Source organism: Algoriphagus sanaruensis, assembly GCF_001593605.1.
Taxonomy (GTDB): domain Bacteria; phylum Bacteroidota; class Bacteroidia; order Cytophagales; family Cyclobacteriaceae; genus Algoriphagus; species Algoriphagus sanaruensis.
Window position 1 is genome coordinate 1,501,628 of sequence record NZ_CP012836.1, and the last position, 26,098, is coordinate 1,527,725.

Genomic DNA, 26,098 nt, shown 5'->3' on the forward strand with positions numbered 1-26,098 from the left:
GGGAACAGGAAGGTGCTTTTTGGATATTTGTTTAGATTCAGGAAAATGAATCCTTTATAACCATCGATGAAAAAGTCATTTTTCCTGATTTTGTGGTCAGCATTAGGTTTGACCTCTCTTGCCCTCGCTCAAACTCCAATCACTTACCAATCTCCGAAATTTCGAGAAGCTTGGTCCCAACCATCAATTTATCCCGATCGAATTGTGCTCAATTTTGGAGCAGATCCTTCAACTCAAGTTCAGGTCACTTGGAGGACTAATACCGAAATTACGAATACCAAGGCTCAAATAGCTCCGGCAACAGCCGCTCCCAAATTCTGGAAAAACGGGCAAGAGTTTGTTGCAAAAACTGAACTCATGGATGCTACCCTAATTCCTGATGCAGCATTAAAAGCAAATTACCATTCGGTTTCATTCACTGGGTTAATGCCAGATCAAATCTACGCGTACCGAGTAGGGGATGGGGAGCATTGGAGTGAGTGGTTTCAATTTCGCACCGCAAGTCAAAAAGCAGATGAAAAGTTTTCATTCCTCTACGTGGGCGATGCCCAAAACTATGTCTTGGAACTTTGGTCTCGATTGATTCGGGAAGGATTTAGAAAAGCACCTGAGGCTCGATTTTTTATTCATGCAGGGGATTTGATCAACACAGCTCACAAAGATCAAGAATGGCATGAGTGGTTTACGGCAGGAGGTTTTATTCATAGTATGATTCCGTCTTTCCCAGTTCCGGGTAACCATGAATATCGAGCCATCAATCAAGAAGAAGCAGCTCGAAAAGAGCGAAGCCTTTCGGTGCAGTGGAAACCTCAATTTACGCTTCCTCTCAATGGTCCCGAAGGTCTGGAAGAAACGGTGTATTACATGGATTACCAGGATGTCCGTGTGATTGGATTGGATTCCAATCGCGATCATGAAGTTCAAGCCCAATGGTTAGAAAAGGTTCTTTCCACCAATCCTAAAAAATGGACGGTTGTTACTTATCATCATCCTTTATTTTCAGCTTCAAATGGTCGGGATAATGAAGAGTTGCGGAAACTCTGGAAGCCGATTTTTGACAAATATCGCGTTGATATTGCCTTACAAGGACATGATCACGCCTATGCGAGAGGTAGAGTAGCTCCAGGAGAAAATGTGCTCGATGGACTAAATCTCAAAGATGTCACCGGGACCGTTTATGTCGTTTCCGTAAGTGGAGGGAAAATGTATGATGTCGGTGATGACTGGACTTCTAAAGGTGGGCAGCGAGACCGAATAGCTGAAAATACCCAACTCTTTCAGGTAATTACAGTGGAGGGAAACCGAATGAAGTTTGAATCTTTTACCGCTATAGGTGAATTGTATGATGCCTTTGAACTGGTCAAAGGGGAGAATGGACTCAACCAGTTTATCGAACTTCGAGTCAATGGGGGACCTGAGTTTACCCATTCAAATACGATTCCCTATAAAGATTAAGAAAGCGCTAAAAATTAAGAAGCCGACTGAAAAAGTGAATTTCAGTCGGCATTTTTAATTTTTAGTGAGATTTTATCTAACAGCTATTGCGTCAGGAGTGCTGTCTTTATCTCCAGCGATTGTTCCGTCACTATTTATAGAGCCCAAAAGCAAAATTCCAGCTACATGTGGCGCAGCCATGGATGTTCCACTTAACGAAGCATATCCACCACCTTTATAGGTAGATTGAATCGCTACACCTGGGGCTGCGAAATCAACTGGAGGATTACCATAGTTTGAGAAGGAAGCTAGCCTATCAGCTGAATCCATAGCTGATATAGTATAAATATTCGTTCCATTTACTCTTGCAGGAGATGTACTATTAGCATCAGTACTTTCGTTTCCCGCTGCTAATGAAAATTTTACACGACTTGATGCAATAATTACAGCCTGATCTAATGCTGATGAGACTCCCCCACCAAGGCTCATATTAGCGACATCACCTGATTGTCCGTTTGCTCCTACATAGTTAACTCCGGCAATGACACCTGAAGTAGAGCCAGATCCAGTAGCACCAAGTACCTTGACAGGAACTACAAGTGCTCCTGCTGCTACGCCTACAACTCCGATTATATTATTTTTAGCAGCGATTGTTCCTGCTACGTGAGTTCCGTGCCCGTTTCCATCATCGAGTGATTTGGCGTCTCTCCCGGATGTTCCATTGAATCCATAAGGGGCCACGTTCAAGTCAGGGTGATCTAGGTCAATTCCTGAATCAATAACATACGCTTTATTTGAACCAGAATAGTTTGAAAATCCACCTACACGAGTGATTCCCCAGGGCGTTACTTGAGCGGGAGCGGTTCCTCCACCTCCTCCAGGCCTTTTGCTTCCTTTTTGAGCAATTGAGATTACTCGATCAGGCTCGATATATTTTACTGCTGGGTCTTTCGCCAGTACTTCTGCTTGTTCCGCATTCATCGAAACAGCAAATCCTTCAATCGTACTTCCATAAACTTGATCAATACTTGCTTCAGCAATTCGGTATTTGGCCAGGAGATCGCTGCTTGACTTTCGCATAGAAGCTTGGACTGACTCGTAGCTCATGTCTTTGCGCTGATTGAGCCCAGTAGAATGAAGCACAACGATGTACTTACCAGGGATAATGTCGCCATTTTGGTATTTGACGAACTCGAGTGCAGACGTGCTGTCTACCAATGGATTTTCTTCTGGCTGACAGGCTATAATCCCTGCTGTCAGAGCCGCTGCCCAAACCAATTTCTTTGTTCCAGCTAGCAATTGTTCTTTTCTCATAAGGTATTCAGTTTAAAATAGGAGTATAAGATTCTATTTTATGCCCTGAAATCCAAATTTTAATTGGTTTTATAGTTTATAGACAAGCCGAATTGCACAGCTTGATTAAAGAAAAATTGGCCTCATAAGCAATAGAAAGGCTAAATCATCCGAAATTGCCTTTCCTGATTTTTTTATCTTTTTTTAAAAGACATAAAAAAAGCGGCCAAATTAAAGCCGCTTTGTAGAGAAGAATTTTATTGAATTCGATACCGATCTATCATCCTTCCTGATCTGGTTTTTCGGTCTAGCGTACTGGCCAAATCTACTCGATCGAGCTGCTGAACTCGCGCTCCAGATGGTATTCCAGTGATTTGTTCGATTGCTTTTCGAAGTAATTGTTCATTCACATCGCCTAAAGGACGAAGTCTCTCTGCGGACTCTTTCGCAGAAATGTTAGGTTGGAAGCCAGTCGTATAGTCAGATTGATCTAGACTATTAAAACTTTGTGATACGATGGGCAATATTCCATATTTGTTTGAAGGATTTTCCTCATCCTCGAAAGGAATGGAACCTACATTTTTACCCGTGGTCACATCACCTATGATGAAAACATCCATGTAAGGTTTAAGTCCATTAATGATCAATTCAGATGCAGAAGCAGTTCTAGACGAGGTTAAAATATAAACTCGGTTTCCTTCCAAGATCGGACCTAGATTCTGTGGTTTAGATTTAAATGGAGTTTGAACATTTCGAAGGGATTCCACATTTTCGGTGATAAAACTGTTGTATTTGGTTTTGGAAAAAATGCTAGTGCTGCTCACCCCAGGAGCGATCAAACTAGCGAGATTGACTGCCGAGGAGACAAATCCACCTCCGTTATATCGGAAGTCCACAATTAAATGCTGAATACCTTGGGCTTTAAAATCTGCAAAAATTTGGTCCATTTCATTGTCATACGCAGGAGAGTTTTCTCCTGGTCCGGGAGCAAAGAAATGATAGACCACATACCCGATTTTCTCTCCATTGATGGTGTAGACAGAATCTAGAAAATTGGGATTTTCAGCTAATTGAACAGGCGTTAGTGAAATTTCTCCTTTGGATACAAAACCTCCTTGCCCTTCATCAAATCTTGAATAGGTCAAGCTATGTTGAGCTGAAATTTTCCCAAGGAGCTCCCGGTAATTGTCTAAGGTAATCTGTGTTCCATTGATTTGATTGACAATATCTCCTCGCTTCAAATCCACCAAAGATGCTGGACTGTTCTTTTTGATATAGGTGATTTCTGCGAATACATTTGAGTTGTTTTGGCTTTCTCGATAAAGGGTAAATTCATACCCAGCTTCGAGATTGATGCCATTCAAAGAATTGATCAACTCTTGGTAATCCGGATAAATCACTGAAAATCGGTCGGTCGGTCTATAAAGTAAAGCCTCGAAGTAATCCTCAGGATCTGAGTTTTCAGAGATTGGAGTTCCTAGATTATCCAACCAAAGGTAAACCTGCTTCATCACATCATAGATCCATCGATTAGCAGCAGCGCTAGAGGATGGATCCACCTGAGGGAGTTCGGGATCCTTTTGACATGAAAAAGAAAAAAGAACGATAAAAAGGCCCAAGAGGAGCGAAGACTTTTTCATATGACTTTCAATTTATTTTGATCAAACGACGCAGATCTCAATGATGTTGTTTTAAGAATGAATTTAAAAGGAAGAGCCAAACGAAACGTCGTGGACTTGACTGTCAAGCAGTTTTCCTTTTTCACATTTTAACACTCGATAGGGAAATTTCCGGAGCAATTCATGGTTATGGGTTGCCATTAAAATTGCTGTGCCTTGTTTATTGATTTCTTGGAAAAGCTTAAAAATTCCATCTGCCACATCTGGATCCAAGTTTCCGGTAGGTTCGTCCGCCAATAGGATTGAAGGATTGTTGAGCAAGGCTCTGGCAATAACGATTCGTTGTTGCTCGCCTCCCGAAAGTTGATGCGGCATTTTTGTCAATGCTTCTGCGAGTCCGACCTGAAGAAGTACCTCGCTGATTCGGTTTTTGATTTGAACATTATCTTTCCAACCGGTAGCTTTCAAGACAAAGGCCAAGTTTTCCTGAACTGAACGGTCGGTAAATAATTGGAAATCCTGAAAGATGATTCCGATTTTTCTTCTGAGGTAAGGAACTTCCTTGGTTTTGATTTTTTCGAGATGATACCCTGCAATTTCCACCCTTCCCGTTTTAAGAGGGAGATCTGCATAGAGCGTTTTGAGAAGTGAACTCTTGCCACTACCCGTGCGTCCGATCAAAAAAACAAACTCATGCTGCTCCACTGAAAAATTCACATCCAAAAGAACAGGATTCTCTCCTTGGAAAATGGTGGCTTGGGATACCTGCAGCACAGGCTGAGTACTGAAATCCATGAATAGCTAAGGTCTGATTAAGAAAATATACTGATACAAGTATCGGGCGAGATTATAAATCTAGCTTTTGAAGTTTGCCAAAAGGAAGATTTTTGATCAGTTCTTCCAGCTTTTCTTCCTTTCCTTCGAGTCCAAATTTTTCCACGCTTTTTAACGGGCGATCGGCTCTGAAATAGGCTACTAGGACGAAGTTTTCGTCACGAATCTGAATGTAATCAGGGATTTTTGCTTTGCCTTTTACTTTGATGATGTACATGAATCAGGGGGTCAAAAAAGAGGCTGAGGCTTTTCAGCTTCAGCCTCCCAAGTATATTTATTTACCAGCGGCTTTCGCGTGATCCGCAAGAAATTGTGCCAAGCCTGAATCGGTAAGTGGATGCTTCAGCAATCCTGTGATCACTTTGAGTGGACAGGTTACTACGTCAGCTCCAATCTCAGCACATTTGATCAGGTGCATGGTATGACGAACGGATGCTGCTAAAACCTCTGTTTCGTATCCATAGTTTTGATAAATGTGAACTATTTGAGAAATCAGTTCCAAACCATCATAAGAAATGTCATCTAATCGACCGATAAATGGAGAAACATAGGATGCTCCAGCTTTTGCTGCCAAAAGTGCCTGGCCTGAGGAGAAAATAAGGGTGCAGTTTGTGCGGATTCCCTCACTTTTGAAATATTTCAATGCCTTCACACCATCTTTGATCATTGGGATTTTTACGACGATTTTATCATCGATTTTAGCAAGTTCTTTGCCTTCGCGAATCATTCCTTCGAAATCAGTGGTGATCACTTCTGCACTTACTTTGTCATCCACAATATCACAGATTGCTTTGTAGTGAGCCATTACATTTTCATCTCCAGTGATGCCTTCTTTAGCCATCAAGGAAGGATTGGTAGTCACGCCATCCAAAACGCCAAGATCATAGGCTTCGCGAATTTCACTCAGGTTGGCGGTGTCAATAAAGAACTTCATGGGTATAGGTTTTTTGGTTAAGAATCAAACAAATCTTTTTCAATTGCCAATCAAAATAGCAAGTGAACAAAGTTAGAAGATAAATCAGGATTAGGAATTGAATTGGAAGGGGGAATTCTTAGAGAGGTAAAAAAAAGAGGCGGCATCGCACCGCTACAACCACCTACCCTTGCTCCCTTCCGGACCTGGGGGATTCAGCAGGAGCTGGTCGTGCCGCCGGTGCAAAAGTAAATCAAAATTCAGGCATTCCAATGCTACCCTCTGAAAATGCTCTTATCATTCAGTGAATCAAGTGCTAAAAGTTTTAACTTCGGATTCAATTTTATCCCCAATACCTCCTTTTCTATGAAAAATCACCTCTTTCTTGTATCCGGACTGGTTTTTTCTCTGCTGGGATGCCAAGAGAAAATTAGCCATTATCAAATTCAGCTCAGTGATATTGAACCCAACCTGATCACGCTCGCCTCTGATGAATTTCTGGGGAGAATGCCATTCACGGAAGGTGAGACCATCACCACGCAGTTTTTGGAACAGGAATTTAAAACACTAGGCCTCGAGCCTGGAAACGGAGATTCGTATTTTCAAGATGTTCCGATGGTTTCCATTACGACACTTCCCTCTCAAACCATGGAATTTAAATCTCCAAATCAACAGCTCTCAGCAGAAGGATTGAAAGATTTTGTCATTTGGACTCAACGAACCGATAGTCTAATTACCATCCAAAATGCAGAGGTAGTCTTTGCAGGATTTGGAATCGTGGCTCCTGAGTATGGTTGGAATGACTATAAAAACTTGGATGTCAAAGGTAAAATCGTGGTCGTTTTGGTAAATGATCCGGGTTTTGGGACCGAGGATGCTTCTTTGTTTAAGGGAAATACGATGACTTATTATGGTCGATGGACTTACAAATACGAAGAAGCTGCAAGGCAAGGGGCTTTGGGATGTTTGATTGTTCATAATACCATTCCTGCAGGGTATGGCTTCAACGTCATTCAAAATAGTTGGAATAATGCCAAGCTATATCTGGATGATCGGGGGAAGGAACCCTATAAGTTGGGCTTCGAAGGGTGGATCACCCTACCTACCGCCAATAAGCTTTTTGAAATGTCAGGAAAGAAGGAATCTGAACTTTTGGCAAAAGCGAGAAAAGCAGAATTTGAAGCGATTCCTCTAGGCGTAGATCTTTCAGTTTCCATGAATGTTAAAGCTACCTACAATTCATCAAAGAATGTTGTGGCAAAACTGACCGGGAAATCTCGACCTGAAGAATATATTATTTATTCAGCTCACTGGGATCATTTCGGAATTGGAAAGCCAGATGAAACTGGAGATAGCATCTACAATGGGGCATTGGATAATGCATCCGGAACAGCTGCTTTGATTGCCCTAGCCAAGGCCTTTAAAACAGACGGAGCCCCTGATCGCACCGTTGTTTTTCTATCTGTAACCGCGGAAGAACAAGGACTTTGGGGTTCGGCATACTATGCTCAAAATCCAATTTACCCGAAAGAAAAGACTGTGGCCAATATCAATATGGACGGAATTAATCCCTATGGAAAGATGAAAGATGTTTCGATTATTGGGGTTGGTCAATCTGAAATGGAAGATTTGTTGAACGTAGAACTTGAAAAATTAGGTCGATACAGCGCTCCTGAACCCAATCCAGTAGCAGGGTATTATTTCCGATCTGATCATTTCAATTTTGCTAAAATCGGAATTCCCGCCTTGTATTTTGGAACAGGCATTGATCATTTCGAAAAAGGAAAGGAATATGGAAAACAACTTCAGGAGGACTATACAGCTAATTACTACCATAAGCCCAATGAAGAATACGATCCGTCACGTTGGAATTTAGAAGGAGCAGTTGATGATGTTCAATTGCTGTACAATGTGGGCAAGAGCCTCGCAAACTCCGAAAAATGGCCACAATGGAAAGATGGCTCTGAGTTTAAAGCAGTGAGAGAAGGGTATATGAAGAGGTAAAAACGAAACCGGGTTGAAAGACCCGGTTTTTTTATCCAATCTTAATCCCCCACTTTCCCAACAATCCCGGTAATCCTTCCAGATCAAATTTGGCACCTTTGATTTTGTTGGTTTCAGGGTCTAGGCGGTAGTGGATGGCTTCCCTGAAATCAGCTTTTTCCAGATTGGTGCGATCAAAGACAGTTCCGCTGAGATCCGAGCCTACAAAACTTACTCCACTAAGATCGGTTTGGGAGAAGTCTACTTCAAGGAGTCGGCAGTTTTGAAAAATGGATTTTTTGAGTTGGAGGTTGAAAAAGTTGCAGTAGTCCAATTGGCAGTTTTGGAAGTTGAATTCCAATAGGAAAGGATTAGCTGAGTTGAAGTGAACTCCAAGGATTTTGCACCGCTCAAACTTGACTTGTTGAAAGCTTACTCCAGAAACTTTGGCGTTGCTCAAGTCGCAATCTTTGAAAGAACAATTCTCAAAACTTGCTCCATGAAAATTGATGTTGGAGAAATTGCAGCTTACAAACGAACAGGAATCATACTCCCCAATCTGAAAATCAGCAGCGTTTAAGGTTTGGAATGTTTGGTCGGAGAAGTAAGGCATAAATTAATGGGGTACTTTAAGGATTAAACCTTTGAGGTTTTCAAAGGCCTCGCAAATCGTAACTCTACAATCCTGCCAAATCCCACTTCCGGATCGTCTCCTGAATCAGCTTCAGCACTTTTGCATTGACCTTTTCAAAGTATTCCTTAGCCTGCTTTTCATCAAAATTCGGATAGCCCTGACCTTCCTGATACAATCCTATGGAAGAAGGAAAGGGGACGGCCGACCAAGTTCCAGTTTTGGGATAGGCAGTGGCTTGATCAGGGTTATATCTTTCTTTATGAACCAAAGTGGGGTCAATTGCTTGGATATAAGCTGTTTCATTAAGCCCGGCATGCCCTCCATCTTCTTTGAAGACTTCCAAAGTCACATCCGAAGCATAAGACCACCAATTGATCACAAGGGTTCTGACCCCAAGCTCATTCGCCACTTCAGCAGCAATTTTTTGCAAAACTGCTGTTTGTCCTCCTCCATGGCCGTTGAGGATGATGATATTTTTGAACTTATTTTTTGCTAAACCTTTTAAAATATCCTTGATAAAAGGAGCATAAGCTTCTTCGGTGATTTGAAATGCTCCGGGATAAGCAGCCATCGAACCAGTAATTCCATAATTAAGCGTTGGAGCGATCAACGCATTGAGATCATTCGCTATTGCTTTAGCCATTGCATAAGGAGCGGTGTTATCGGCTCCGTTGTTCACTACTCCATGAGGTTCTAGGGTCCCAGTTGGTAGCAGCACTGTATTGATTTTTCCTGGGACAAATTCTGCAAATTCCATCCAATTGATTCGATCCATTTCCCGAGTGGAGGGAGTTTGAGCGGAAATTGAGAAGAAGGCAAAAAAGCAAAGGCTTGTAAGAAGTAGTTTCATCGTGTTCCAATTTGAGGTCAAATTAAAGATTTGCCTTTAATAGATACCAAAAAATTGAGCAGCGGTGAATCCGGATTTTTTTAGTCTTAGGATCAGTAAGTTCTTAAAAAGTGAAGGACTGGATGATTTTTTTTTCAAGTCCTGAAATCCAATTCAAATCACTGCTTCGTATTTCTTTTCAAATCACGCAACGGCTGATTTTTTCCATGGAAACCTAAACCGAGTTTTAACCTAAACACAATCCAAAAAATGAAAAATGAACTTTTCAAGCCGGAAGGTTTGATTCAAAAAGCAGACAGACGGCAGTTTCTCAAACTGGGCTCGCTGACTGTTGCAGGTGCTGGTCTATTGATGATGGGCTGTAAAGATGATGAGGAGATGATGCCCACTATGCCGGGAATGGTAAGCTTGGGATCTGGTGACCTTGGTATTTTGAATTATGCCTATGCCTTGGAGCAACTCGAGGCTGCTTTTTATGCTGAAGTTATGAAGGGTGGATATTTCGCAAATGCATCAGCTGAAGAGAAAATCATTATGGGGGATTTGGAAAAGCACGAACGCGCTCACCGAGAGTTCTTCAAGGTTGCACTAGGTTCAAATGCAATCGCAGACTTGGAGGTTGATTTCAGTAGCATTGATTTCAGTAGCCGAAATTCCGTGCTATCAGCCGCTAAGACCTTTGAGGATTTGGGGGTGGCAGCCTACAATGGAGCTGGGCAGTTTCTCGAAAGTGCCGATTTACTACTTATAGCTGGAAAAATTGTATCGGTAGAGGCAAGGCATGCCGCTGCGATTCGGGATTTGATTAATCCAAATTCGGTGGATTTTGCAGGAGATGATCTCATTGATGCAAATGGTCTGGAGCGAACGTTGAATTTTCAGCAGGTGCTTACCGCTGCCAGTGCCTTTGTCAAAACTGAAATTGATTTCAGTCAACTTCCAAGCTAATCTTAAACCTCAATCCAAAGAACGTATGAACTTGATGAAACTTCTGGACAGTATTTGTCCTGACACTAGAAATACAACAGAAACAGACCAATTTTATTCCCGACGGGAAGCCTTCAGGCTATTTGGTGATTTTAGTAAAAAAGTGGTGCTTGCAGCCGTGCCGGTTTCAATTTTAAATGCCATTCCTACAGTAGCAAAAGCAAGTACTGAATCCATTATCGGCGTACTGAATTATGCCTTGACGTTGGAGCATCTCGAATATCGATACTACCAGAATGGCTTGGATTCGGGAATAATAGATTCGGCGGATCGTCCGATTTTTCAAAAAATCCGAGATCATGAATTAGCTCATGTCAACTTTTTGACTGAAGTGATTGGGAATGTACTCAACGGAACCCCCGTTGCTGAGCCTTCATTTGATTTTACTGCTGGGGGGAATTTTATGCCATTTGAAGATTATCCGACTTTCCTTGCCTTGGCCCAAGCTTTTGAAGACACAGGAGTCAGAGCGTACAAAGGACAAGCCACTAATGTGATGGAAAGTGATGTGGTGCTGACAGCGGCTTTGTCCATTCATTCGGTGGAGGCTCGACACGCATCGATGGTTAGAAGATTACGAACCAAAAAAGGCCAGGATACGGTGAAGGGCTGGATTACCAACAATAACATAGGTACGCTCCCTGCTGCAGCTTCAGGAATCTACGCAGGGGAGGAAAATGTCAGTCATGCCGGCGTCAATGTAGTCAACTTGACGGGTATTGATCGTGAGGCGGTGTCTGAAGGATGGGATGAGCCCTTGACTATGGAACAAACCTTGGGTATTGCAAGCTTATTTTTAAGCGACTCCAATTAAGTGCTGGGTAGAAAATTGGGGTCGAGCCATCTCTGAAAGGGGATGGCTTTTTTTATGATGTGCGGCTCCCAGGAAATATCAAGTAGCGGGTATCTAGCGTCAAGACGATGTAACACGAAACAAAACTAAAGATGCGGTAAAAGTGTCTTGAACTAGGATCAAACTTGGTTCAAAAGATCAATGTGGTAGAGGGTGCATTGCTTCAAGTGTGGGAATTCGCGCAATTCGCTAAGTTCAAATTCATAATAAAAGTGCATTCCGATTTTTTTCATGATTTGAATGGAAGGAAGATTTGCAGAGGTGGCATATGAAAATACTTCAGGTATTCCCAATGTTTTGGCAAATTCCAAACAAGCTTTTGCTCCTTCGGTAGTCAATCCTTTGTTCCAATAGTTCTTACTGATTCTCCAGCCAATGTCTACACAGGGCGTAAAGTCCGCTTCAAAAGTCTTCCAGCCTAATCCGATCGCGCCGATTAGTTCTTGGTTTTCCAATAGGTCCACTGCAAAATAGCAATAGCCTTTTTCTTCAAACATCCGAGCCATCCGGTCCATCATGGCTTGAGTTTCCTCAAGTGAATAAGGATTTTTGAAAAAACGCATCGTTTCGGGATCTGAATTGATTTCTCCAAAAGGTTGTAAATCTGAAGGCTGCCAAACCCTAAATCCTAATCTATTGGTCTGAAAGAGGTATTTCTGATGCATTATTTTATAGCCTTTTGAAAATTCAGGATAAGCGAGGTGCCTTTCCCAAGTTCGCTGTCAATGGCTAATGTAGCGTTATTTCGTTCTAAAAATTGTTTGACCAGAAGCATACCCAATCCGGTACCTCTCTCTTGTGTAGTTCCTGGAGTGGATGAAACTCGTTGGTCCTTTTGTAGGATCTCCTCAACTTTTTCTTTGCTCATTCCCACTCCATTGTCTCTTATACATAGACAGGCGTTAGGGCCATGATCGATTACCTCAAAGATGATTTTACCTCCTTGATTTGAAAATTTGATGGCATTATGGAGGCAATTTTGAAGGATAATCTTGAGCTGAGTTTTGTCTGCGAGGATTTGCAAATCATTGTTTTGAGTCAAAAGCTCCAGCTTAATACCTTTTTTCATAGCTGGAAACTCGTTTTGAGCCATCACTTCCTTGATCACTTTTGCTGGAGAAATAGGTTCTAGTTCAGTGACGATTCCGTCGATTTGCACCATTGCCCAGTGGAGAAGTTCATCCATCATCTGATCGGTGTGGTGGACTTGCTTAAGCAACAGCATATTGATATAATCTTGCTCCTCTGTGGTGAGGGTTTCGGAATTCTGAAGTTCTAAAAGTTGCTTGATGGAGTTGATTGGGGATTTCAGATCGTGGGTCAATACTGTGAAAATCCGATTTTTTTCCTTGTTGATTACTTGGAGTTTTTCGTTTTGCTCCAAGATTTTTTTCTGTTTTTCTAGGAGTAAAGCATTGAGTTGTTCTTTTTCTTTCAATCCTTTTCGATAAACAAACAGAGCAATTAATAAGGCGAGTAGGGCGAAAGAAAGGAAGTAGGTAGTTTTTTTACTGAGATTCGCTTCTTGCTCTTTCGCTAAAGCACTTTGCTCAAAAGTCTTCCGCTCCGCATCCGTCAATTGAAGCTGTAAATAGCTGATTTCAGAATTTTTGTTTTCGTCGTAAAGGCTATCCGCATATACCTTGTTTAGTCTGGCAAATTCCAACGCCTCGGCATACTGCCCGAGTTTTTCATGAGCCTCTGAGAGAAGTCGTGTAGCTCGTTCCTTGTCCCAATAAGCGCCCAGTTGTCTTGCGGTTTCGTAGGCTTCTTGTCCCAATTCAAGTGCCTTTTGGGGCTGTCCTTCTTTCAGTGCGATCCAGCCCAGTCCGGTATTTGTGAATGATTTTTCCCAGTTACTTAACTTTGGAAAGGAGTCTAGTACGTTTTGGAATAACTTTTTCGATTGATCAAGTTGGCCAAGATCTAAATAAACTTGAGCCGTTCTGTTCAGAAGCATGGCTCGCATCATCAATTCGGGATAACTTTTAAGGATTTGATATCCCTTTTCAAGGACCACCAAAGCCGAATCGTATTGCTTGAGCTCAGAGAGTGAAATCCCTAAGTTGAAGTGATTGGTTCCGAGAGCTGAGCTGTCTTTTCGTTCAGTATTGATTTGGATACATCGATTGAAGAACTCTGCTGCTTTGATGTAGTCATGCTGACTCAAATAGATCAATCCGCGGCCATTCATGGCGTAGACTTCCTGTGCGAGATTGCCAGCTTCCTGAGCGATTTCCAAGGCATTCGAATAGTCTTTGAGCGAGTTGGGATAGTTGCCTCTAACGTAATAAATCGCCCCAAATTGATTAGCAAGGACTGCCTGCTGCACGAGGCTTAGATTGGGTATTTCCTGTGCCTCTTGAAGATACGCCAGTGTGCTGTCTGAATTGACATATCGGAGATTAACTGCTCGTTGGATCAGCGTGTCAAAGATTGGGTCTCCAGTACTGTTTTGATTTTGAGCATAGCTTTTTGTGCTTGTCACCAAGAAGACAAGGGCTAAAAAAAATACTCTGGTAAAAATCAAGGTCAAGGTGTGAGCGCAATTAAGCCTTCAATATAAAACTTATCCTCAAAATCAAAAAAAAGTGTTCTTTATGAATTCCATAAAGAATTAGTAAGATTTAATTCATTTATAATTGATTTATTTTTAGTTAAATGAAGTTTGCTTAAGTCTTTTTCATACCTCCATCCCATTGAAAGGATTAAACCGTCTTCTTCCTACACCCATGGCCACGGCTCGGCAGACGGTTTTATCGCCGTACTTCACATTCAGTTTGTCGAGGGCTTGATAGAGGTTGATTTGCTCTTGGCTGTCTTCGAAGAGCTTGATTTGATAGTTGCCATAGACTAGGCTGCTGAAGCGCACGCCGATCAGACGGATGAGGAGTCGTCGGCTGTAGAGCTTGCGAAAGAGCTCCTTCACCACGGGCAGGAGCGTGTGGTCTGCCGAGGTGTAGGGGATTCGTTGCTGCATGGTATGCGTTTCAAAATCCGAGTAGCGAATCTTCACACTCACACAGGCCGTGAGTTGGCCTTTTTGCCGGAGTTTGGAGGCGAGTTGCTCAGTCATGGCGATCATCGTGGCTTCGAGTAGCTTGACGTCAATTGTGTCCTCTTCGAAGGTGTTTTCGGAGGAGACAGACTTGGCCTCGGAGTAGGGGACCACTGGAGATCGGTCGATGCCATTGGCTTTTTCCCAGATCATTTTTCCGTTTTTACCAAAAGTTGCCTCCAAAAGCTGAGCAGGCATCTGCTGAAGCGTATGGACTTTTTTGACGCCCATGTTGTAGAGGGTTTGGGAGGTTTTCTCGCCAATCATGGGGATTTTGCGCACGGAGAGTGGAGCGAGAAATGGCTTCTCTTCACCCGATGGCACCTGTTTCTCATTGTTGGGTTTGGCTTCACCTGTGGCAACTTTGGAGACAGTCTTGTTTTCTGAGAGGCCCATGGAGATATTTAGTCCGCTCTCGCGGATGATGCGTTGCCGGAGTTCATGGGCAAGTTTGAAGCAGCCAAAGAAGCGATCCATACCCGTGAGGTCGATATAAAATTCGTCTATGGAAGACTTTTCAAAAAGTGGGACGGACTCCTTGATAATCTCAGTGACTTCATGGGATTTTTGGCTGTATTTCTCAAAATCCCCCCGTACGATCACCGCCTCGGGGCAGAGTTGCCGTGCGGTTCGCATGGGCATGGCCGAGTGCACGCCAAACTTGCGCGCCTCGTAGCTACAGGAGGCCACGACTCCCCGGTCACTCGACCCCCCGATCAGGATAGGTTTGCCATTCAATCGGCTATCAAAAAGCCGCTCTACCGACACAAAAAACGTGTCCAAATCCATATGCACAATACTTCGCTTCCCTTCCATGGCTTTTTGTCAATTATATTGTCATTTTAATGTTTATAATTTAATCAAAAAGTGTAGATTTGGATATGGGAAGTGGCGGAAGTTGTCGGGGTAAAAAAAGATATGCTTCGCGAGATAAGGAGATATGCAATGCGAGATAGGGTCTATTTGATGCAGTCATATCTTGAAAATAGCTGCGCAGCTGTCTTGAAAAATGAAGATATGCTTCGCGAGATAGTGACTATCTGACGAAGTTTTATCTTGAAAATATCTGCTTAGCTGTCTTGAAAAATAATTGTATAGTATTGATTTTTAATCTGTTATAGCTGTGAATGAAAAATCGAAGTATATCCCGCTCAAAGAATTGACGATCTATAAATTGGCAAGGGAATTATCCGCTAAGGCTTGGCTGATTTACGAGAGGTTGGGATATCATCAGCGTAAAACTTGGGGAGACCAAATGTTGGAGGCAATCGATTCTGTAGGGGCAAATATTGCGGAGGGGTATGCTAGATACCATTTTCTGGAGAGGATTAGATTTTATTATATCTCAAGAGCCTCACTATCTGAGGGTATGGATCACTGGATTGATCTTGGGTTTGAACGAGGAATCGTTGCAAAAGAAGAGCACCTAACGATGTTTTCGATCGCGAAAAATTTACAGATTAAATTAAATGGGCAGATAAAAACGACCTATGAGGCCAAGAAGGATTTAGGATAGTGTCAGACTATCTCGTGTAGCATATCTTCATTTTTATCTCGGCTTTAGCCATATCTTAAAAAAATATCTCTCACAGCGTATCTCCTCAAATATCTCAGCTTTAGCTATATCTTAAAATCTATCTCGCGCAGCATATCTCAAAAATATCAATGTCATTAAATAGCAACTTAAAATTCCTTCGAAAAAAAAGAGGCCTGACTCAGCAGGAACTGGCTGATAGTTTGAAGATTACCCGTTCCAAATTGGCGGGTTATGAACTCAACATTACGCCAACTTTGGATACTTTGGTTCGGATTGCAGCTTACTTCAATGTCTCTTTGGATATTTTGGTCAAAGAGAATCTGACAGCCTACTCTGAATACAAACTCCGCGAACTTCTTGAGACAGACCAGTTTCTCCGAGGACGAAAGCTTCGGATTCTCTCTACCACGGTAGATGCCGAAGGACGCGAACTGATCGAGGTAGTGTCCCAACGGGCGAAGGCCAGTTATCTGGCGGGTTTTGCCGATCCGGAGTTTATTTCCGAGTTGCCTAGATTTTCGCTTCCGTTTCTTCCCATGGATAAAAAGCATCGGGTTTTTCAGGTGGATGGGGATTCCATGCTGCCAATTCCTGACGGAGCTTGGATTGTGTGTGAATACGTGGATGACTGGATGGCGATCAAAGACGGAGAGCGATACGTGATCGTCACCGAGCAGGATGGGGTGACTTTCAAAATCGCCTACAATAAAATTAAATCAGAGCAGAAGTTATTGCTTTGCTCGGCTAATCCAATCTATGTTCCCTTCGAAGTCGATATTGAGCAGGTGAGGGAAGTGTGGCGGTATCGACTCGCTATGAGTTAATTAATAGCCAATTATCAATTCTTGAGCAGGAGTCTGCTTGATTAATAAGTTTGTTCATTTGAACTGAACACTGTTACTCTTTACTGAGATTATCTACTTATCCTCCAATTCCACGATCACTTCGATTTCGACAGCCATATTATTAGGCAGGGCCGCTACCCCTATGGCAGAGCGAGCGTGTTTTCCTTTTTCTCCAAAAACTTCCACCATCAAATCTGAAAACCCATTAATCACGGCAGGATGTGCAGTGAAATCTGGAGCGGAATTGACCATTCCCAAGACTTTAACAAATTGCTTGATTCGGCTTAGATCTCCTGTGGCAGCTTTGAGGACCGCGATGATTTCCAGCCCGGTAAGCCTTGCAGCTTCATAGCCTTGTTCTTTGCTTAAGTCTTCTCCTACTTTACCAAACATATCCGGCCCATTTCCTGCCAAAAATAACAAGTTGCCTACCTGCCTCCATTTCACATAATTGGCTAAAGGCTGGCTTACTTCTGGAATTTCCAATCCAAGTTGTTTGAGTTTTTCTTCTGGAGTCTGTGCAAATGATGACCAGCTCAAGCAAATTGAAAATAAGAAGACTAAAAGAACTTTGATGTTTTTCATTTGGACTTGTTTTTTATTCTAAGCTAATGGATTCCTATAAATAATTCGGCTTTTTCTGAATCATCCTGGTCATAAAATCAGTGCTTGAATTGGCTGTGTTGGATTATTAGAAAATAGGGCCATTATGCCATTTTTTAAATTCTAATTCATCAAAAAGCTAATTCTTGTCATCTTATTCGCTGATCTATAGCACGAAATAATCTATTGTAATTAAGGAACTTAGTCAAGTACAAAATCCTCATAGCCATGAAAACGATTGTTGTTCCTTTTGACTTTTCTCCCTACTCACTTGCTGCACTAAAGACTGCTCAGCGGATCAGTGTAAAGAATCATGCAAAGGTTATTTGCGTGACGGTTATTCCATCTGAATTAGACTGGGATTTGCTTTCTGAAGAAGCCAAACTCAAGCATCAAGAGTTGATTGATGAGCGGGAAGAGGCCTTACAAGTATTGCCAGATTATATTCGACAAGTGGCCCCAGCTAAGGCTCCCATTGATTTGGTGGTCAAAATCGGTGTCCCTAGCGAGCAAATTCTCAGAGTTGCTGAACAAAATCAGGCAGATCTGATCCTGATTGGTGCCTATGGAAAAGGGTTTAAAGATGGAAACTTCCTTGGTTCTAACCTGCAAAAAGTATTGCGAAATTCTTGTTGCGCAGTACTCGCAGTCAAGGAAGCCTTAGATGGCAATGCTTTCCGAAAAATTGCCTTTGCGACTGTTTTTAATCCCTCAGGTAAAGAGGCTTTTGAGAAAATCCTACCCCTAGCTAAAGCATTTAAATCCTCCATTCATTTGTTATTTGTCAATACACCCGAACACTTTACCAACTCGGCTGTATCCGATGCGCAAATGGCAGAATTTATAAAAGGCAACGAACAGTTTGTGATTCATAAGCAAGTTTACAATCACAAAGAAGCTGAACAGGGGATCATGGAGTTTTGTGAAAAAGAAGGGATCAAATTGGTAGGCTTAGTTTCGGGAAATAGAAAACATGCCTCCTCTTATGTCATCGGGACTACCGAGACCTTGATTTATAAATCTGACTTGGGAGTGTTGAGCTTGAATAAATAAAGGCTTACCAGAATCGGAATCGTTTCTCGTAGATTCTGTTTCTGAAAATCCAGTTGTCCAGAATGTCTTCCGAAAGGTAGATCTCCAGCCCGACATTAAAGGTTAAATATCCGTCGTATCGGTGTTGGAGGCCAGATCCACGTCGGATTCTGCCATTATTTTGAAGGATTTTCTGGACATCTGGCATACCGTTTTCATCCATGAAATTTGGATTTCGGATCGCTAGACGAAGGCGGTCAGGATTGGCACCGGTCACGTAATCATCGACTAGGTCTAAGTAAAATTCCTTCACATTGTAGGCCGAGATATCATCCATGTAGTCGGTTAATGTGTATCGGTAATTTCCCTCAAATTTCAAGTCCATGTACACATTTAGCTTGTACTTGAAACCAAGTCCCATCGGAAATACGATGATGTATTTTTCGTAGGGGTTATTCTCGAGTTGAAGTGGGCGAAGATCTACCCATCGACCGTCAAGTTGAGCTTGAGGATTATTCGTAGACATACCTAACCCAGCAAAAATATAGGGGTTCCAAAGGTGACGAGTGATGTTGTTAAGTTTTACCGGGTGAAAATAATATTCAATGATCCCAGCGGCTTCCCAGTTTTTTGCCTGAAAAGAAAGATTCCGAGGTGTTCGATAGGCTCGTGGATCAGATGGAGGATCAGATCCCGACATCTTGTAATAGGTGCCTTGCACCCGGGCTCTCATGTGAGTGCCGAAGGTGTAATTCACTGCGAAATTGGCATTCCAGTCGGGTTGTACCCCTTCATTGTATTTCCAAAATGAATACAATTCGCCAAAATATTGGGTTGGGCCTATACTGGCCGAAATGGACCATGGCTCCTCAAAACGGTAACGATAGAAGCTCTGGGAATGTGCATTCCAAGAAATCAAAAACACCAACACTACCAGTAATCGTCTCATTTCTATCCTTTTCGGAAAAAATCTTACTCTAAATTTAGTCAAATATTAGGTGTTTTTGGCAGATTTTCAAATCCTGTGCGAAGGTGTAAGTCTCGCTGAGGAAATGGGATCTCAATATTTTCCTCAGCAAACCTCCTGAAAATCTCATAATACAGTTCACTTCGGAGCACTTTTGGTTTGTTGACATACGAGGTTGTCCAGACTCTTAGATTGAAATTGATGCTATTGTCTCCATAGCTGTCAAACAGCACATCGCTTTCGGGACTTCTTAATACTCCTGGATTTGAATTTGCTACTTCGAGTAAAATCCGCTTTACTTTTTCTGGGTTTTCTTTGTAGGAAACACCGACAGGAAAGTTAAACCGAATCCGATGTTCATTATGCGACCAATTGATCACTTCACTGTCGATAAACTTACTGTTCGGGACAATGATGCTGATATTATCGTTGGTAATAATGGTGGTGGCCCGTGAGGATATTTTTACCACATCGCCATTTACTTCACCAACTTCTATTCGATCGCCTACTTTGATGGGTTGCTCAAATAGGATGATCAAACCCGAAATAAAGTTGTTGGTGATGTTTTGAAGTCCAAAACCTATCCCAACACCTATGGCACCTGCAAGGACTCCAAAAGCACTTAGGTCGATGCCATTGGTCTGAAGGATGGAAAAGATTCCGGCTAACACCAAAATATATTTCACGATGGTGCCAATTGACTCTCTTGTACCAATAGCAATGTCTCGTTTGGTCAAGATTTTATTGACCAAAATTCTTCTGATCCATTCAGAACCCACAAAAAGTACCGTAAACGAAATCGCTAAGGTAAGTAGGAGTGCAAGGGTTAACTTGGAGTCACCAAGTTTAAGCAAAGGCTGATTGATTAACTTTTCCAGCCATTCCAGAAAATCAGTTGGGTTTTCCATGTGGTAGTTTACTTTTCAAGTAAGAGGCGGAATTAAAGTGTTAAAACTAAATAGAAAATCTGCCAATTTGAAATTTTATTTCACTCTGTAATTAAAATCAATAGATAATATGGTTTGAAATCTTATCCAAGTTCGGTTTTAAAACAATTGATTGAATTTCTTTAATTTTGAGGTATGAGTAAGCAACGAGAAGAATTAGAACATCGGCTCAGACTTCGAAATATCAAACTTTCGGATTATGAAGATATCCGCGAGATCATGGTTTCGATCTACAAAAATCAAGGTGGAGCATGGACCAAGGCCGAACTTAAAAATCAGCTTAAGGCGTTTCCTGAAGGCCAGATTTGTATCGAGGATAACGGCAAAGTTATCGCTGCAGCATTGAGTATCATTGTAGATTATGCCAAGTTTGGAGATAATCATACTTATGATGAAATCACCGGATATGGAAAGTTTGATACCCATGATCCAGATGGAGATACGCTTTATGGGACGGATATTTTTGTTCATTCCGAATACCGAGGAATGCGTCTAGGTCGTCGTTTGTACGATGCTCGAAAAGAACTCTGTGAAAATCTAAACTTGCGTTCAATTATCGCTGGAGGAAGGATTCCTGGATACTTCAAGTATGCAGATGAGATGACTCCTAGGAAATACATCGACTTTGTAAAGAATCGAGAAATCTTTGATCCCGTATTGTCTTTTCAGCTCGCGAATGAATTTCACGTTCGAAAGGTCATCACCAAGTATTTGCCGGAAGACACGGATTCTCGGGCTTATGCTACCCTTTTGGAGTGGATCAATATCTATTACGAAAAGGATGAAAAACTCATCGGGAACAAAAAATCAATTGTTCGTCTTGGGCTTGTCCAATGGAAAATGAGAAGATTTTCCAATGTGGACGATTTGATGCAACAGGTGGAGTTTTTCGTGGATACGGTCTCCGGGTATAAGTCCGATTTTTGCCTTCTTCCTGAGTTTTTCAATGCACCGATGCTGGCGGAATTTAATGATATGGATGCCTCTGAGGCCATCCGGAATCTAGCTGACTATACCAATGAAATCGTCTCTCGGATGAGTGAGCTCGCAGTTTCATATAACGTGAATATCATTGCCGGATCCATGCCTGAATATGACGGTAAAAAACTGCGAAACGTATCCTATCTCTGCCGAAGAGATGGAACCATGGACAAGCAATACAAACTACACATCACTCCAGATGAACAGGCGTATTGGGGCCTTCAAGGAGGAAATGGAATCAATGTATTTGATACAGACGCTGGTCGTATCGGAATTTTGATTTGTTATGATGTGGAATTCCCTGAACTCGGGCGAATTCTCGCAGAACAAGAAATGGATATTCTTTTCGTGCCCTTCTGGACGGATACCAAAAATGCATTCCTTCGGGTCAATACCTGTGCAAAAGCTCGGGCAATCGAAAATGAATGTTATGTAGCAATTACCGGTTCGGTAGGTAACCTTCCTAAAGTTGAAAACATGGATATTCAATATTCACAGGCAGCTATTTTCTCTCCTTCGGATTTTTCATTTCCACATGATGCTACAGTTGCAATGGCATCCGAAAATGCAGAAACAACCATCGTGGCCGATGTGGATTTAGACCTATTAACCAAACAGCGAAAGGCGGGAAGTGTCCGGAATCTCGAACAACGACGCCTTGATCTCTATTCAATTCAATGGAAACAGAAGAAATAATAAATGCCTACCTGGCACATGTATCTCAGGAGGTGTTTTCTAAAGCGACTCAAATCAAAGTTTTGATTACGGATATCGATGGCGTACTCACCGATGGGGGAATCATTTACGATGACTTAGGTACAGAGTATAAAAAGTATCAAGTAAAGGATGGACAGATCGTTCAGCACCTGAAAAAGGCGGGTTTCCTCGTCGGAGCAATTACTGGCCGAGCTTCACAAGTAGTAGAAAATCGTTGCGAGGAACTCCGATTTGATTTTCATTACCATGGAGTGAAAGACAAATGGAAGAAACTGGGAGAAATCCTGGAAACAATGGAGATTACCCTTGAAGAAGTGGCGTACTTAGGAGATGATATCATTGATTTACCGATCCTCACAAGAGTCGGATTGGCAATCAGTCCGTCGGATGCCTTGCCATATGTCAAGTCGGCTTGCCATTATGTTTCTCCAATCAAAGGAGGGGAAGGCGTTTTTCGGGAAGTTGGGGATATTTTGCTTCATGCCAAAGGCCATCTCGTTCCATTAATTGAAAATTTATCCAAAAAAGAATGATTCAACGAAATACACAACCGATGCATATTCGAGACGGCGTCGTCTTGGGGTCAGATAAGCCGGTACTTTTTGCAGGTCCTTGCGCTGTGGAGAGTTTCGATATCTGTTTGGAAATCGGGACCAAAGTAAAAGCATGGGCTGATGAACATGGATTTTCCTATGTTTTCAAGGCTTCGTTTGATAAGGCTAATCGGACTTCCTCTTCTTCATTTCGTAGTATCGGGATGGACAAATCGTTAGAGGTTTTGCAGCGTGTAGGAAAGACTTTGAATATTCCATTGGTGACGGATATCCATGAAAGTTATCAAGCTGCTGAAGTTGCTGAGGTAGTAGACGTCCTACAAATTCCAGCATTTCTTTGCCGCCAAACGGACTTGCTTCTTGCTGCGGCAGAGACAGGAAAGGCTGTGAAAATCAAAAGAGGTCAGTTTATGGCACCCGAGGACATGCAATATGCCGTTAAAAAAGTGCGGGCAGCAGGGAATGATAATGTTTGCTTGACTGAGCGAGGATTTTCTTTGGGGTATCATAATTTGGTTGTGGACATGAGAGGACTTCCGATTATGCGTCAGTTTGCACCTGTGGTGTTTGACATTACGCATTCGGTGCAGCAACCTGGAGGCCAGGGAGGAACAAGTGGAGGTCAGCGGGAATTTGCGCCTTTTTTGGCTAGGGCAGCAGCAGCAACTGGGATTGATGGGTTTTTTATCGAAACCCACCCTGAGCCATCTAAAGCGTTGAGTGATGGACCAAATTTGATTCCACTTCATCGAATGGGTGATTTCCTGGAAATGCTAAAAGCAGCATGGACCTTAGGAAGAACCTACCAAAGTTTTGAGATTGAATAAAAACTGAAATAGTATATGAAAGGCTTCTGGATCGGATGGGTATTTTTTCTTCTGACTGGAAGCCTTTTTTCACAATCGCTTTCAGATGCGATTCGCATTCAGCTAGAAAATCCATCAAAAGAAAAAGAGTCATTAACAAAAGGGTCTTCCATTGTTCACTTTGAGGAAGTAAAAGCATATTATTCCGGAAGGAATTTTTCATCAATTTGGTTTCAGCAAAAAAAGATCTCGCCATTGGTGAGAGAACTTCAAGCCGAGATTAAACAGTCAAAATATGATGGCTTAAAGCCTGAAACCTATCACTTAGATTTTTTAGATCATCTGCTTGCTAGCGAGGAGCAGGCGGAAAATACCCAAATCCCTTTGACGCCCGAAGACCTTTCGCAGGCGGAAATTCTTCTTACAGATGCTTTTTTTGCTCTATGTAGGGATTTGGAAATAGGGAAAATTAACTCTGTTCAGTTGAAGGCGACTTGGGGGATTCCTTTCAAAAAATCCAAAAACACTCATGGCGCCTTATTGGATCAAGCATTCCGAGAAGGTCATCTTTTTTTTGTTTTGAATTCACTACGACCTCCAACCAAGATGTACCAAGCAGGTCGGCAACTGATGATGGAATTAGAGAAAAAAGCTCAACTACAAGAAGATCAAAATTGGAAGCCGATCAAATTGGATCGATCTATAAAACTCGGTGATTCTCATTCCTCAGTTCCCAAAATTCGTTCACGACTCAATTTTTTGGGCTTTCCGACCTCTCTGACTGAAATCGACTCTAAAAATTACGATTCCTTACTTTTCGAACAAGTTGTGGCTTACCAGCGAAAAGAGGGGCTCTTGGATGATGGGGTCATCGGTCAAAGAACTGTTGCTTCTTTGAATGAGACGCCAATCCAAAAAATGGATAAGCTTTCGGTCAATCTCGAGCGAATGCGTTGGATCCCAAATGAATATTTCCTCAAGGATGCGATTTGGGTGAATATTCCCTCCTATCGATTACATTATCGAACCGATCAGGACACGCTTTTCTCTACCAAAGTCATCGTCGGGATGGTAAAAAATCAGACTCCGGTATTTTCAGCCGAAATGAGCTACCTCATTTTTAGTCCGTTTTGGAATATTCCTTCCTCGATTGCAAGAAATGAAACCATCCCTGCGATCAAGAAAAATCCAAATTACCTAGAGCACAACCATATGGAGGTAATCAATCAAAGCGGACATCCAGTCCCTAATTCCTCTATCAATTGGAATGCTAAGCCATTTCCTTTCCTGATTCGTCAAAAACCTGGGCCGGATAATGCTTTGGGCCAAGTGAAATTTATGTTTCCCAATTCTCATAATGTCTATTTGCATGATACGCCAGCTAAATCACTGTTCGATCGGGAAACTAGGACTTTTAGCCATGGATGTATTCGGATGCAAAATCCGCGTCAATTTGCTGAATTAATTCTTGGTCAGTATCCTAACTGGAATTCAGAGAAAATTGGCGAAGCAATGAATCAAGCTGAAGAACAACGAGTAGACTTAGATCATAGGATTCCAGTCATAGTTGTCTACCTGACTTTTGGTTTGGGAGAAAAAGGGAATCCCGAGTTTTACACAGATGTATACAATAGAGACACTGAGGTGCTTCTTCTGCTTAAATCAGTTTGGTGAAACTTGGAGCAGCGGAGATTTGGCTAAATAGTCACCGTCATTCCCAAAGATAAATACTACCGAACCTTCTTTGATCAAGTCAATGACCTCATTGGATAGTTCGCTTGGTACAGCTGGACATCCTAGACTTCGTCCTAATCTTCCTGACATTTTGGCTACTTCCTCACGTGCGTAGTCGGCGCCGTGAATCACAATGGCTCGATTTCTAGCCTGATCATTAAATCCTTTTTCTAATCCATCCAAGCGTAGGGAATACCCATGCTTACCATGATACGTCTCGGCGGTCATGTAAAAACCCAAGCTGCTTTGGTAGGATTCAGGTCGGTTGGAGAATTTTTCTGCCACGAGCATTCCTGAATTTCTTCCATGGGATACTACCGTGTTCAATTCAATTTTTTGAGTTTCTAGATTAATGATCCACATGCGCTTTTCTGTGGATGGTAGGGAGAAGTCAATCAGCGTTAAAACAGGTCTTTTGATTGATTTTTCAAGTTTTTCATATCCTGAAAGGGCTTTATCTAGGACTTCTTGGCTTGGTAAATTGGAGCTGGATTCCGCTAAAGATTCAAGCAGAATCTCACTCTCTGCTTTTGAGATTTCAATGGTTTTTTCAACGGGTTCGGGTAAGGTCGGACTGGCGAAGGTGAGGTTCCAAATCAGGGGAATGAGTACTCCTGGGTTGATCATCATGGGGGATTATAGTTGGTTGGGTGAAGTTAAGCTATCTCCCAGATTGTCAAAAACTTTGCCATGAGGGGATTCGGTAGTTTTGTCATCTTTTGTAAAGGTGAAGCCGACGGAACCAATCACGATTGATTTTGGGTTGTGGATTTGATCGGCTTTGGTGCACTATGGGAATAGTGTTAGCTTTGCGATCCTTTGAAAAAATAACCCCTTGACTTGCAGGTCTTTGTTTTGTTTGTTTAAAGAATTTACATGCATTGTTAAACAAAAAAACAAACAGGTCTGTTCTTGTA

25 protein-coding genes are annotated in these 26,098 nt (G+C 42.1%); 11 read left to right on the plus strand and 14 right to left on the minus strand.

Annotated elements, in window-relative coordinates; translation table 11 throughout:
- The first annotated feature begins 66 nt into the window (after positions 1-66).
- Positions 67-1,455, plus strand: coding sequence for a purple acid phosphatase family protein (locus AO498_RS06680; RefSeq protein ID WP_067545021.1), 1,389 nt, complete (start codon positions 67-69; stop codon positions 1,453-1,455).
- 72 nt (positions 1,456-1,527) lie between these two features.
- On the opposite strand, the gene AO498_RS06685 is transcribed toward AO498_RS06680, so the two are convergent.
- The 5 genes from AO498_RS06685 to fsa form a co-directional block, all read right to left on the minus strand.
- Entirely contained in the window at positions 1,528-2,748 is a 1,221-nt protein-coding gene (locus AO498_RS06685) for a S8 family serine peptidase (RefSeq protein WP_067545024.1), read from the minus strand.
- A gap of 236 nt (positions 2,749-2,984) precedes the next feature.
- A complete protein-coding gene (locus tag AO498_RS06690) occupies positions 2,985-4,367 on the minus strand; it encodes a S41 family peptidase (protein WP_067545027.1) in 1,383 nt (460 codons plus the stop codon).
- A 63-nt stretch (positions 4,368-4,430) separates the two neighbouring features.
- Positions 4,431-5,141 carry a cell division ATP-binding protein FtsE gene (locus tag AO498_RS06695; RefSeq protein ID WP_067545028.1) on the minus strand — a complete coding sequence of 237 codons (711 nt, stop codon included), beginning with the start codon at positions 5,139-5,141 and terminating at the stop codon, positions 4,431-4,433.
- A 52-nt stretch (positions 5,142-5,193) separates the two neighbouring features.
- Positions 5,194-5,397, minus strand: a complete 204-nt coding sequence (locus AO498_RS06700; protein ID WP_067545031.1) for a fructose-6-phosphate aldolase — start codon at positions 5,395-5,397, stop codon at positions 5,194-5,196.
- Between the two features lie 57 nt (positions 5,398-5,454).
- Positions 5,455-6,114: a fructose-6-phosphate aldolase gene (gene fsa, locus AO498_RS06705; RefSeq protein WP_067545034.1), complete on the minus strand. Its 660-nt coding sequence runs from the start codon at positions 6,112-6,114 to the stop codon at positions 5,455-5,457.
- A gap of 345 nt (positions 6,115-6,459) precedes the next feature.
- Here fsa and AO498_RS06710 point away from each other — a divergent pair, with 345 nt between their 5' ends.
- On the plus strand, positions 6,460-8,097 hold the full coding sequence (locus tag AO498_RS06710; RefSeq protein ID WP_067545038.1) for a M28 family metallopeptidase: 1,638 nt from the start codon (positions 6,460-6,462) through the stop codon (positions 8,095-8,097).
- A gap of 31 nt (positions 8,098-8,128) precedes the next feature.
- Here AO498_RS06710 and AO498_RS06715 read toward each other — a convergent pair whose 3' ends face one another.
- Positions 8,129-8,689, minus strand: coding sequence for a pentapeptide repeat-containing protein (locus tag AO498_RS06715; RefSeq protein ID WP_067545041.1), 561 nt, complete (start codon positions 8,687-8,689; stop codon positions 8,129-8,131).
- 64 nt (positions 8,690-8,753) lie between these two features.
- Positions 8,754-9,560 (minus strand): creatininase family protein, encoded by an 807-nt coding sequence (locus AO498_RS06720; RefSeq protein WP_067545044.1) that lies wholly within the window; start codon positions 9,558-9,560, stop codon positions 8,754-8,756.
- Positions 9,561-9,809: 249 nt separating this feature from the next.
- Between AO498_RS06720 and AO498_RS06725 the strand changes: the two genes are divergently transcribed.
- Entirely contained in the window at positions 9,810-10,508 is a 699-nt protein-coding gene (locus AO498_RS06725; protein ID WP_067545046.1) for a ferritin-like domain-containing protein, read from the plus strand.
- Positions 10,509-10,533: 25 nt separating this feature from the next.
- On the plus strand, positions 10,534-11,361 hold the full coding sequence (locus AO498_RS06730; RefSeq protein ID WP_067550297.1) for a ferritin-like domain-containing protein: 828 nt from the start codon (positions 10,534-10,536) through the stop codon (positions 11,359-11,361).
- 158 nt (positions 11,362-11,519) lie between these two features.
- Here AO498_RS06730 and AO498_RS06735 read toward each other — a convergent pair whose 3' ends face one another.
- From AO498_RS06735 to dinB, 3 genes are all read right to left on the minus strand, one after another.
- Positions 11,520-12,065 carry a GNAT family N-acetyltransferase gene (locus tag AO498_RS06735; protein ID WP_067545050.1) on the minus strand — a complete coding sequence of 182 codons (546 nt, stop codon included), beginning with the start codon at positions 12,063-12,065 and terminating at the stop codon, positions 11,520-11,522.
- The gene (locus tag AO498_RS06740; RefSeq protein WP_192842573.1) at positions 12,065-13,888 is read right to left on the minus strand and encodes a tetratricopeptide repeat-containing sensor histidine kinase; all 1,824 of its coding nucleotides are present in this window, start codon (positions 13,886-13,888) and stop codon (positions 12,065-12,067) included. The genes AO498_RS06735 and AO498_RS06740 overlap by 1 nt, the downstream gene beginning before the upstream one ends.
- 195 nt (positions 13,889-14,083) lie before the next feature.
- Positions 14,084-15,274 (minus strand): DNA polymerase IV, encoded by a 1,191-nt coding sequence (gene dinB, locus AO498_RS06745; protein ID WP_067545056.1) that lies wholly within the window; start codon positions 15,272-15,274, stop codon positions 14,084-14,086.
- A 307-nt stretch (positions 15,275-15,581) separates the two neighbouring features.
- On the opposite strand from dinB, the gene AO498_RS06750 reads away from it, so the two are divergent.
- Positions 15,582-15,974, plus strand: coding sequence for a four helix bundle protein (locus AO498_RS06750; protein WP_067545059.1), 393 nt, complete (start codon positions 15,582-15,584; stop codon positions 15,972-15,974).
- A gap of 149 nt (positions 15,975-16,123) precedes the next feature.
- Positions 16,124-16,819: an XRE family transcriptional regulator gene (locus tag AO498_RS06755; protein WP_067545062.1), complete on the plus strand. Its 696-nt coding sequence runs from the start codon at positions 16,124-16,126 to the stop codon at positions 16,817-16,819.
- Between the two features lie 93 nt (positions 16,820-16,912).
- Here the strand turns inward: AO498_RS06755 and AO498_RS06760 are convergent, their stop codons facing one another.
- Entirely contained in the window at positions 16,913-17,425 is a 513-nt protein-coding gene (locus tag AO498_RS06760) for a RidA family protein (RefSeq protein WP_067545064.1), read from the minus strand.
- Positions 17,426-17,671: 246 nt separating this feature from the next.
- Here AO498_RS06760 and AO498_RS06765 point away from each other — a divergent pair, with 246 nt between their 5' ends.
- Positions 17,672-18,496, plus strand: a complete 825-nt coding sequence (locus AO498_RS06765) for a universal stress protein (RefSeq protein WP_067545067.1) — start codon at positions 17,672-17,674, stop codon at positions 18,494-18,496.
- Between the two features lie 4 nt (positions 18,497-18,500).
- Here AO498_RS06765 and AO498_RS06770 read toward each other — a convergent pair whose 3' ends face one another.
- Positions 18,501-19,424 carry a DUF6089 family protein gene (locus tag AO498_RS06770; protein ID WP_067545070.1) on the minus strand — a complete coding sequence of 308 codons (924 nt, stop codon included), beginning with the start codon at positions 19,422-19,424 and terminating at the stop codon, positions 18,501-18,503.
- A 38-nt stretch (positions 19,425-19,462) separates the two neighbouring features.
- The gene (locus AO498_RS06775; RefSeq protein WP_067545073.1) at positions 19,463-20,350 is read right to left on the minus strand and encodes a mechanosensitive ion channel family protein; all 888 of its coding nucleotides are present in this window, start codon (positions 20,348-20,350) and stop codon (positions 19,463-19,465) included.
- 174 nt (positions 20,351-20,524) lie between these two features.
- Between AO498_RS06775 and AO498_RS06780 the strand changes: the two genes are divergently transcribed.
- From AO498_RS06780 to AO498_RS06795, 4 genes are read left to right on the plus strand one after another with little or no spacing between them, the layout of a single operon-like run.
- Entirely contained in the window at positions 20,525-22,066 is a 1,542-nt protein-coding gene (locus tag AO498_RS06780) for a bifunctional GNAT family N-acetyltransferase/carbon-nitrogen hydrolase family protein (RefSeq protein ID WP_067545076.1), read from the plus strand.
- Positions 22,048-22,620 (plus strand): KdsC family phosphatase, encoded by a 573-nt coding sequence (locus AO498_RS06785; protein ID WP_067545079.1) that lies wholly within the window; start codon positions 22,048-22,050, stop codon positions 22,618-22,620. The genes AO498_RS06780 and AO498_RS06785 overlap by 19 nt, the downstream gene beginning before the upstream one ends.
- On the plus strand, positions 22,617-23,468 hold the full coding sequence (gene kdsA / locus AO498_RS06790) for a 3-deoxy-8-phosphooctulonate synthase (RefSeq protein WP_417876864.1): 852 nt from the start codon (positions 22,617-22,619) through the stop codon (positions 23,466-23,468). Before AO498_RS06785 ends, kdsA begins: the two co-directional genes overlap by 4 nt.
- A gap of 15 nt (positions 23,469-23,483) precedes the next feature.
- Positions 23,484-25,121 (plus strand): L,D-transpeptidase family protein, encoded by a 1,638-nt coding sequence (locus AO498_RS06795; protein WP_067545082.1) that lies wholly within the window; start codon positions 23,484-23,486, stop codon positions 25,119-25,121.
- Here the strand turns inward: AO498_RS06795 and AO498_RS06800 are convergent.
- Complete coding sequence (locus AO498_RS06800) at positions 25,110-25,811, minus strand: murein L,D-transpeptidase catalytic domain family protein (RefSeq protein WP_067545085.1); 702 nt, start codon at positions 25,809-25,811, stop codon at positions 25,110-25,112. The genes AO498_RS06795 and AO498_RS06800 overlap by 12 nt on opposite strands.
- Positions 25,812-26,098: the final 287 nt, after the last annotated feature.

Excerpts from the sequence above, each read along its gene's own strand:
- AO498_RS06680 (WP_067545021.1), top strand. The coding sequence starts at position 67 with ATGAAAAAGTCATTTTTCCTGATTTTGTGGTCAGCATTAGGTTTGACC.
- AO498_RS06685 (WP_067545024.1), bottom strand. The coding sequence starts at position 2,748 with ATGAGAAAAGAACAATTGCTAGCTGGAACAAAGAAATTGGTTTGGGCA.
- AO498_RS06690 (WP_067545027.1), bottom strand. The coding sequence starts at position 4,367 with ATGAAAAAGTCTTCGCTCCTCTTGGGCCTTTTTATCGTTCTTTTTTCT.
- AO498_RS06695 (WP_067545028.1), bottom strand. The coding sequence starts at position 5,141 with ATGGATTTCAGTACTCAGCCTGTGCTGCAGGTATCCCAAGCCACCATT.
- AO498_RS06700 (WP_067545031.1), bottom strand. The coding sequence starts at position 5,397 with ATGTACATCATCAAAGTAAAAGGCAAAGCAAAAATCCCTGATTACATT.
- fsa (WP_067545034.1), bottom strand. The coding sequence starts at position 6,114 with ATGAAGTTCTTTATTGACACCGCCAACCTGAGTGAAATTCGCGAAGCC.
- AO498_RS06710 (WP_067545038.1), top strand. The coding sequence starts at position 6,460 with ATGAAAAATCACCTCTTTCTTGTATCCGGACTGGTTTTTTCTCTGCTG.
- AO498_RS06715 (WP_067545041.1), bottom strand. The coding sequence starts at position 8,689 with ATGCCTTACTTCTCCGACCAAACATTCCAAACCTTAAACGCTGCTGAT.
- AO498_RS06720 (WP_067545044.1), bottom strand. The coding sequence starts at position 9,560 with ATGAAACTACTTCTTACAAGCCTTTGCTTTTTTGCCTTCTTCTCAATT.
- AO498_RS06725 (WP_067545046.1), top strand. The coding sequence starts at position 9,810 with ATGAAAAATGAACTTTTCAAGCCGGAAGGTTTGATTCAAAAAGCAGAC.
- AO498_RS06730 (WP_067550297.1), top strand. The coding sequence starts at position 10,534 with ATGAACTTGATGAAACTTCTGGACAGTATTTGTCCTGACACTAGAAAT.
- AO498_RS06735 (WP_067545050.1), bottom strand. The coding sequence starts at position 12,065 with ATGCATCAGAAATACCTCTTTCAGACCAATAGATTAGGATTTAGGGTT.
- dinB (WP_067545056.1), bottom strand. The coding sequence starts at position 15,274 with ATGGAAGGGAAGCGAAGTATTGTGCATATGGATTTGGACACGTTTTTT.
- AO498_RS06755 (WP_067545062.1), top strand. The coding sequence starts at position 16,124 with ATGTCATTAAATAGCAACTTAAAATTCCTTCGAAAAAAAAGAGGCCTG.
- AO498_RS06760 (WP_067545064.1), bottom strand. The coding sequence starts at position 17,425 with ATGAAAAACATCAAAGTTCTTTTAGTCTTCTTATTTTCAATTTGCTTG.
- AO498_RS06765 (WP_067545067.1), top strand. The coding sequence starts at position 17,672 with ATGAAAACGATTGTTGTTCCTTTTGACTTTTCTCCCTACTCACTTGCT.
- AO498_RS06770 (WP_067545070.1), bottom strand. The coding sequence starts at position 19,424 with ATGAGACGATTACTGGTAGTGTTGGTGTTTTTGATTTCTTGGAATGCA.
- AO498_RS06775 (WP_067545073.1), bottom strand. The coding sequence starts at position 20,350 with ATGGAAAACCCAACTGATTTTCTGGAATGGCTGGAAAAGTTAATCAAT.
- AO498_RS06780 (WP_067545076.1), top strand. The coding sequence starts at position 20,525 with ATGAGTAAGCAACGAGAAGAATTAGAACATCGGCTCAGACTTCGAAAT.
- AO498_RS06785 (WP_067545079.1), top strand. The coding sequence starts at position 22,048 with ATGGAAACAGAAGAAATAATAAATGCCTACCTGGCACATGTATCTCAG.
- kdsA (WP_417876864.1), top strand. The coding sequence starts at position 22,617 with ATGATTCAACGAAATACACAACCGATGCATATTCGAGACGGCGTCGTC.
- AO498_RS06795 (WP_067545082.1), top strand. The coding sequence starts at position 23,484 with ATGAAAGGCTTCTGGATCGGATGGGTATTTTTTCTTCTGACTGGAAGC.
- AO498_RS06800 (WP_067545085.1), bottom strand. The coding sequence starts at position 25,811 with ATGATGATCAACCCAGGAGTACTCATTCCCCTGATTTGGAACCTCACC.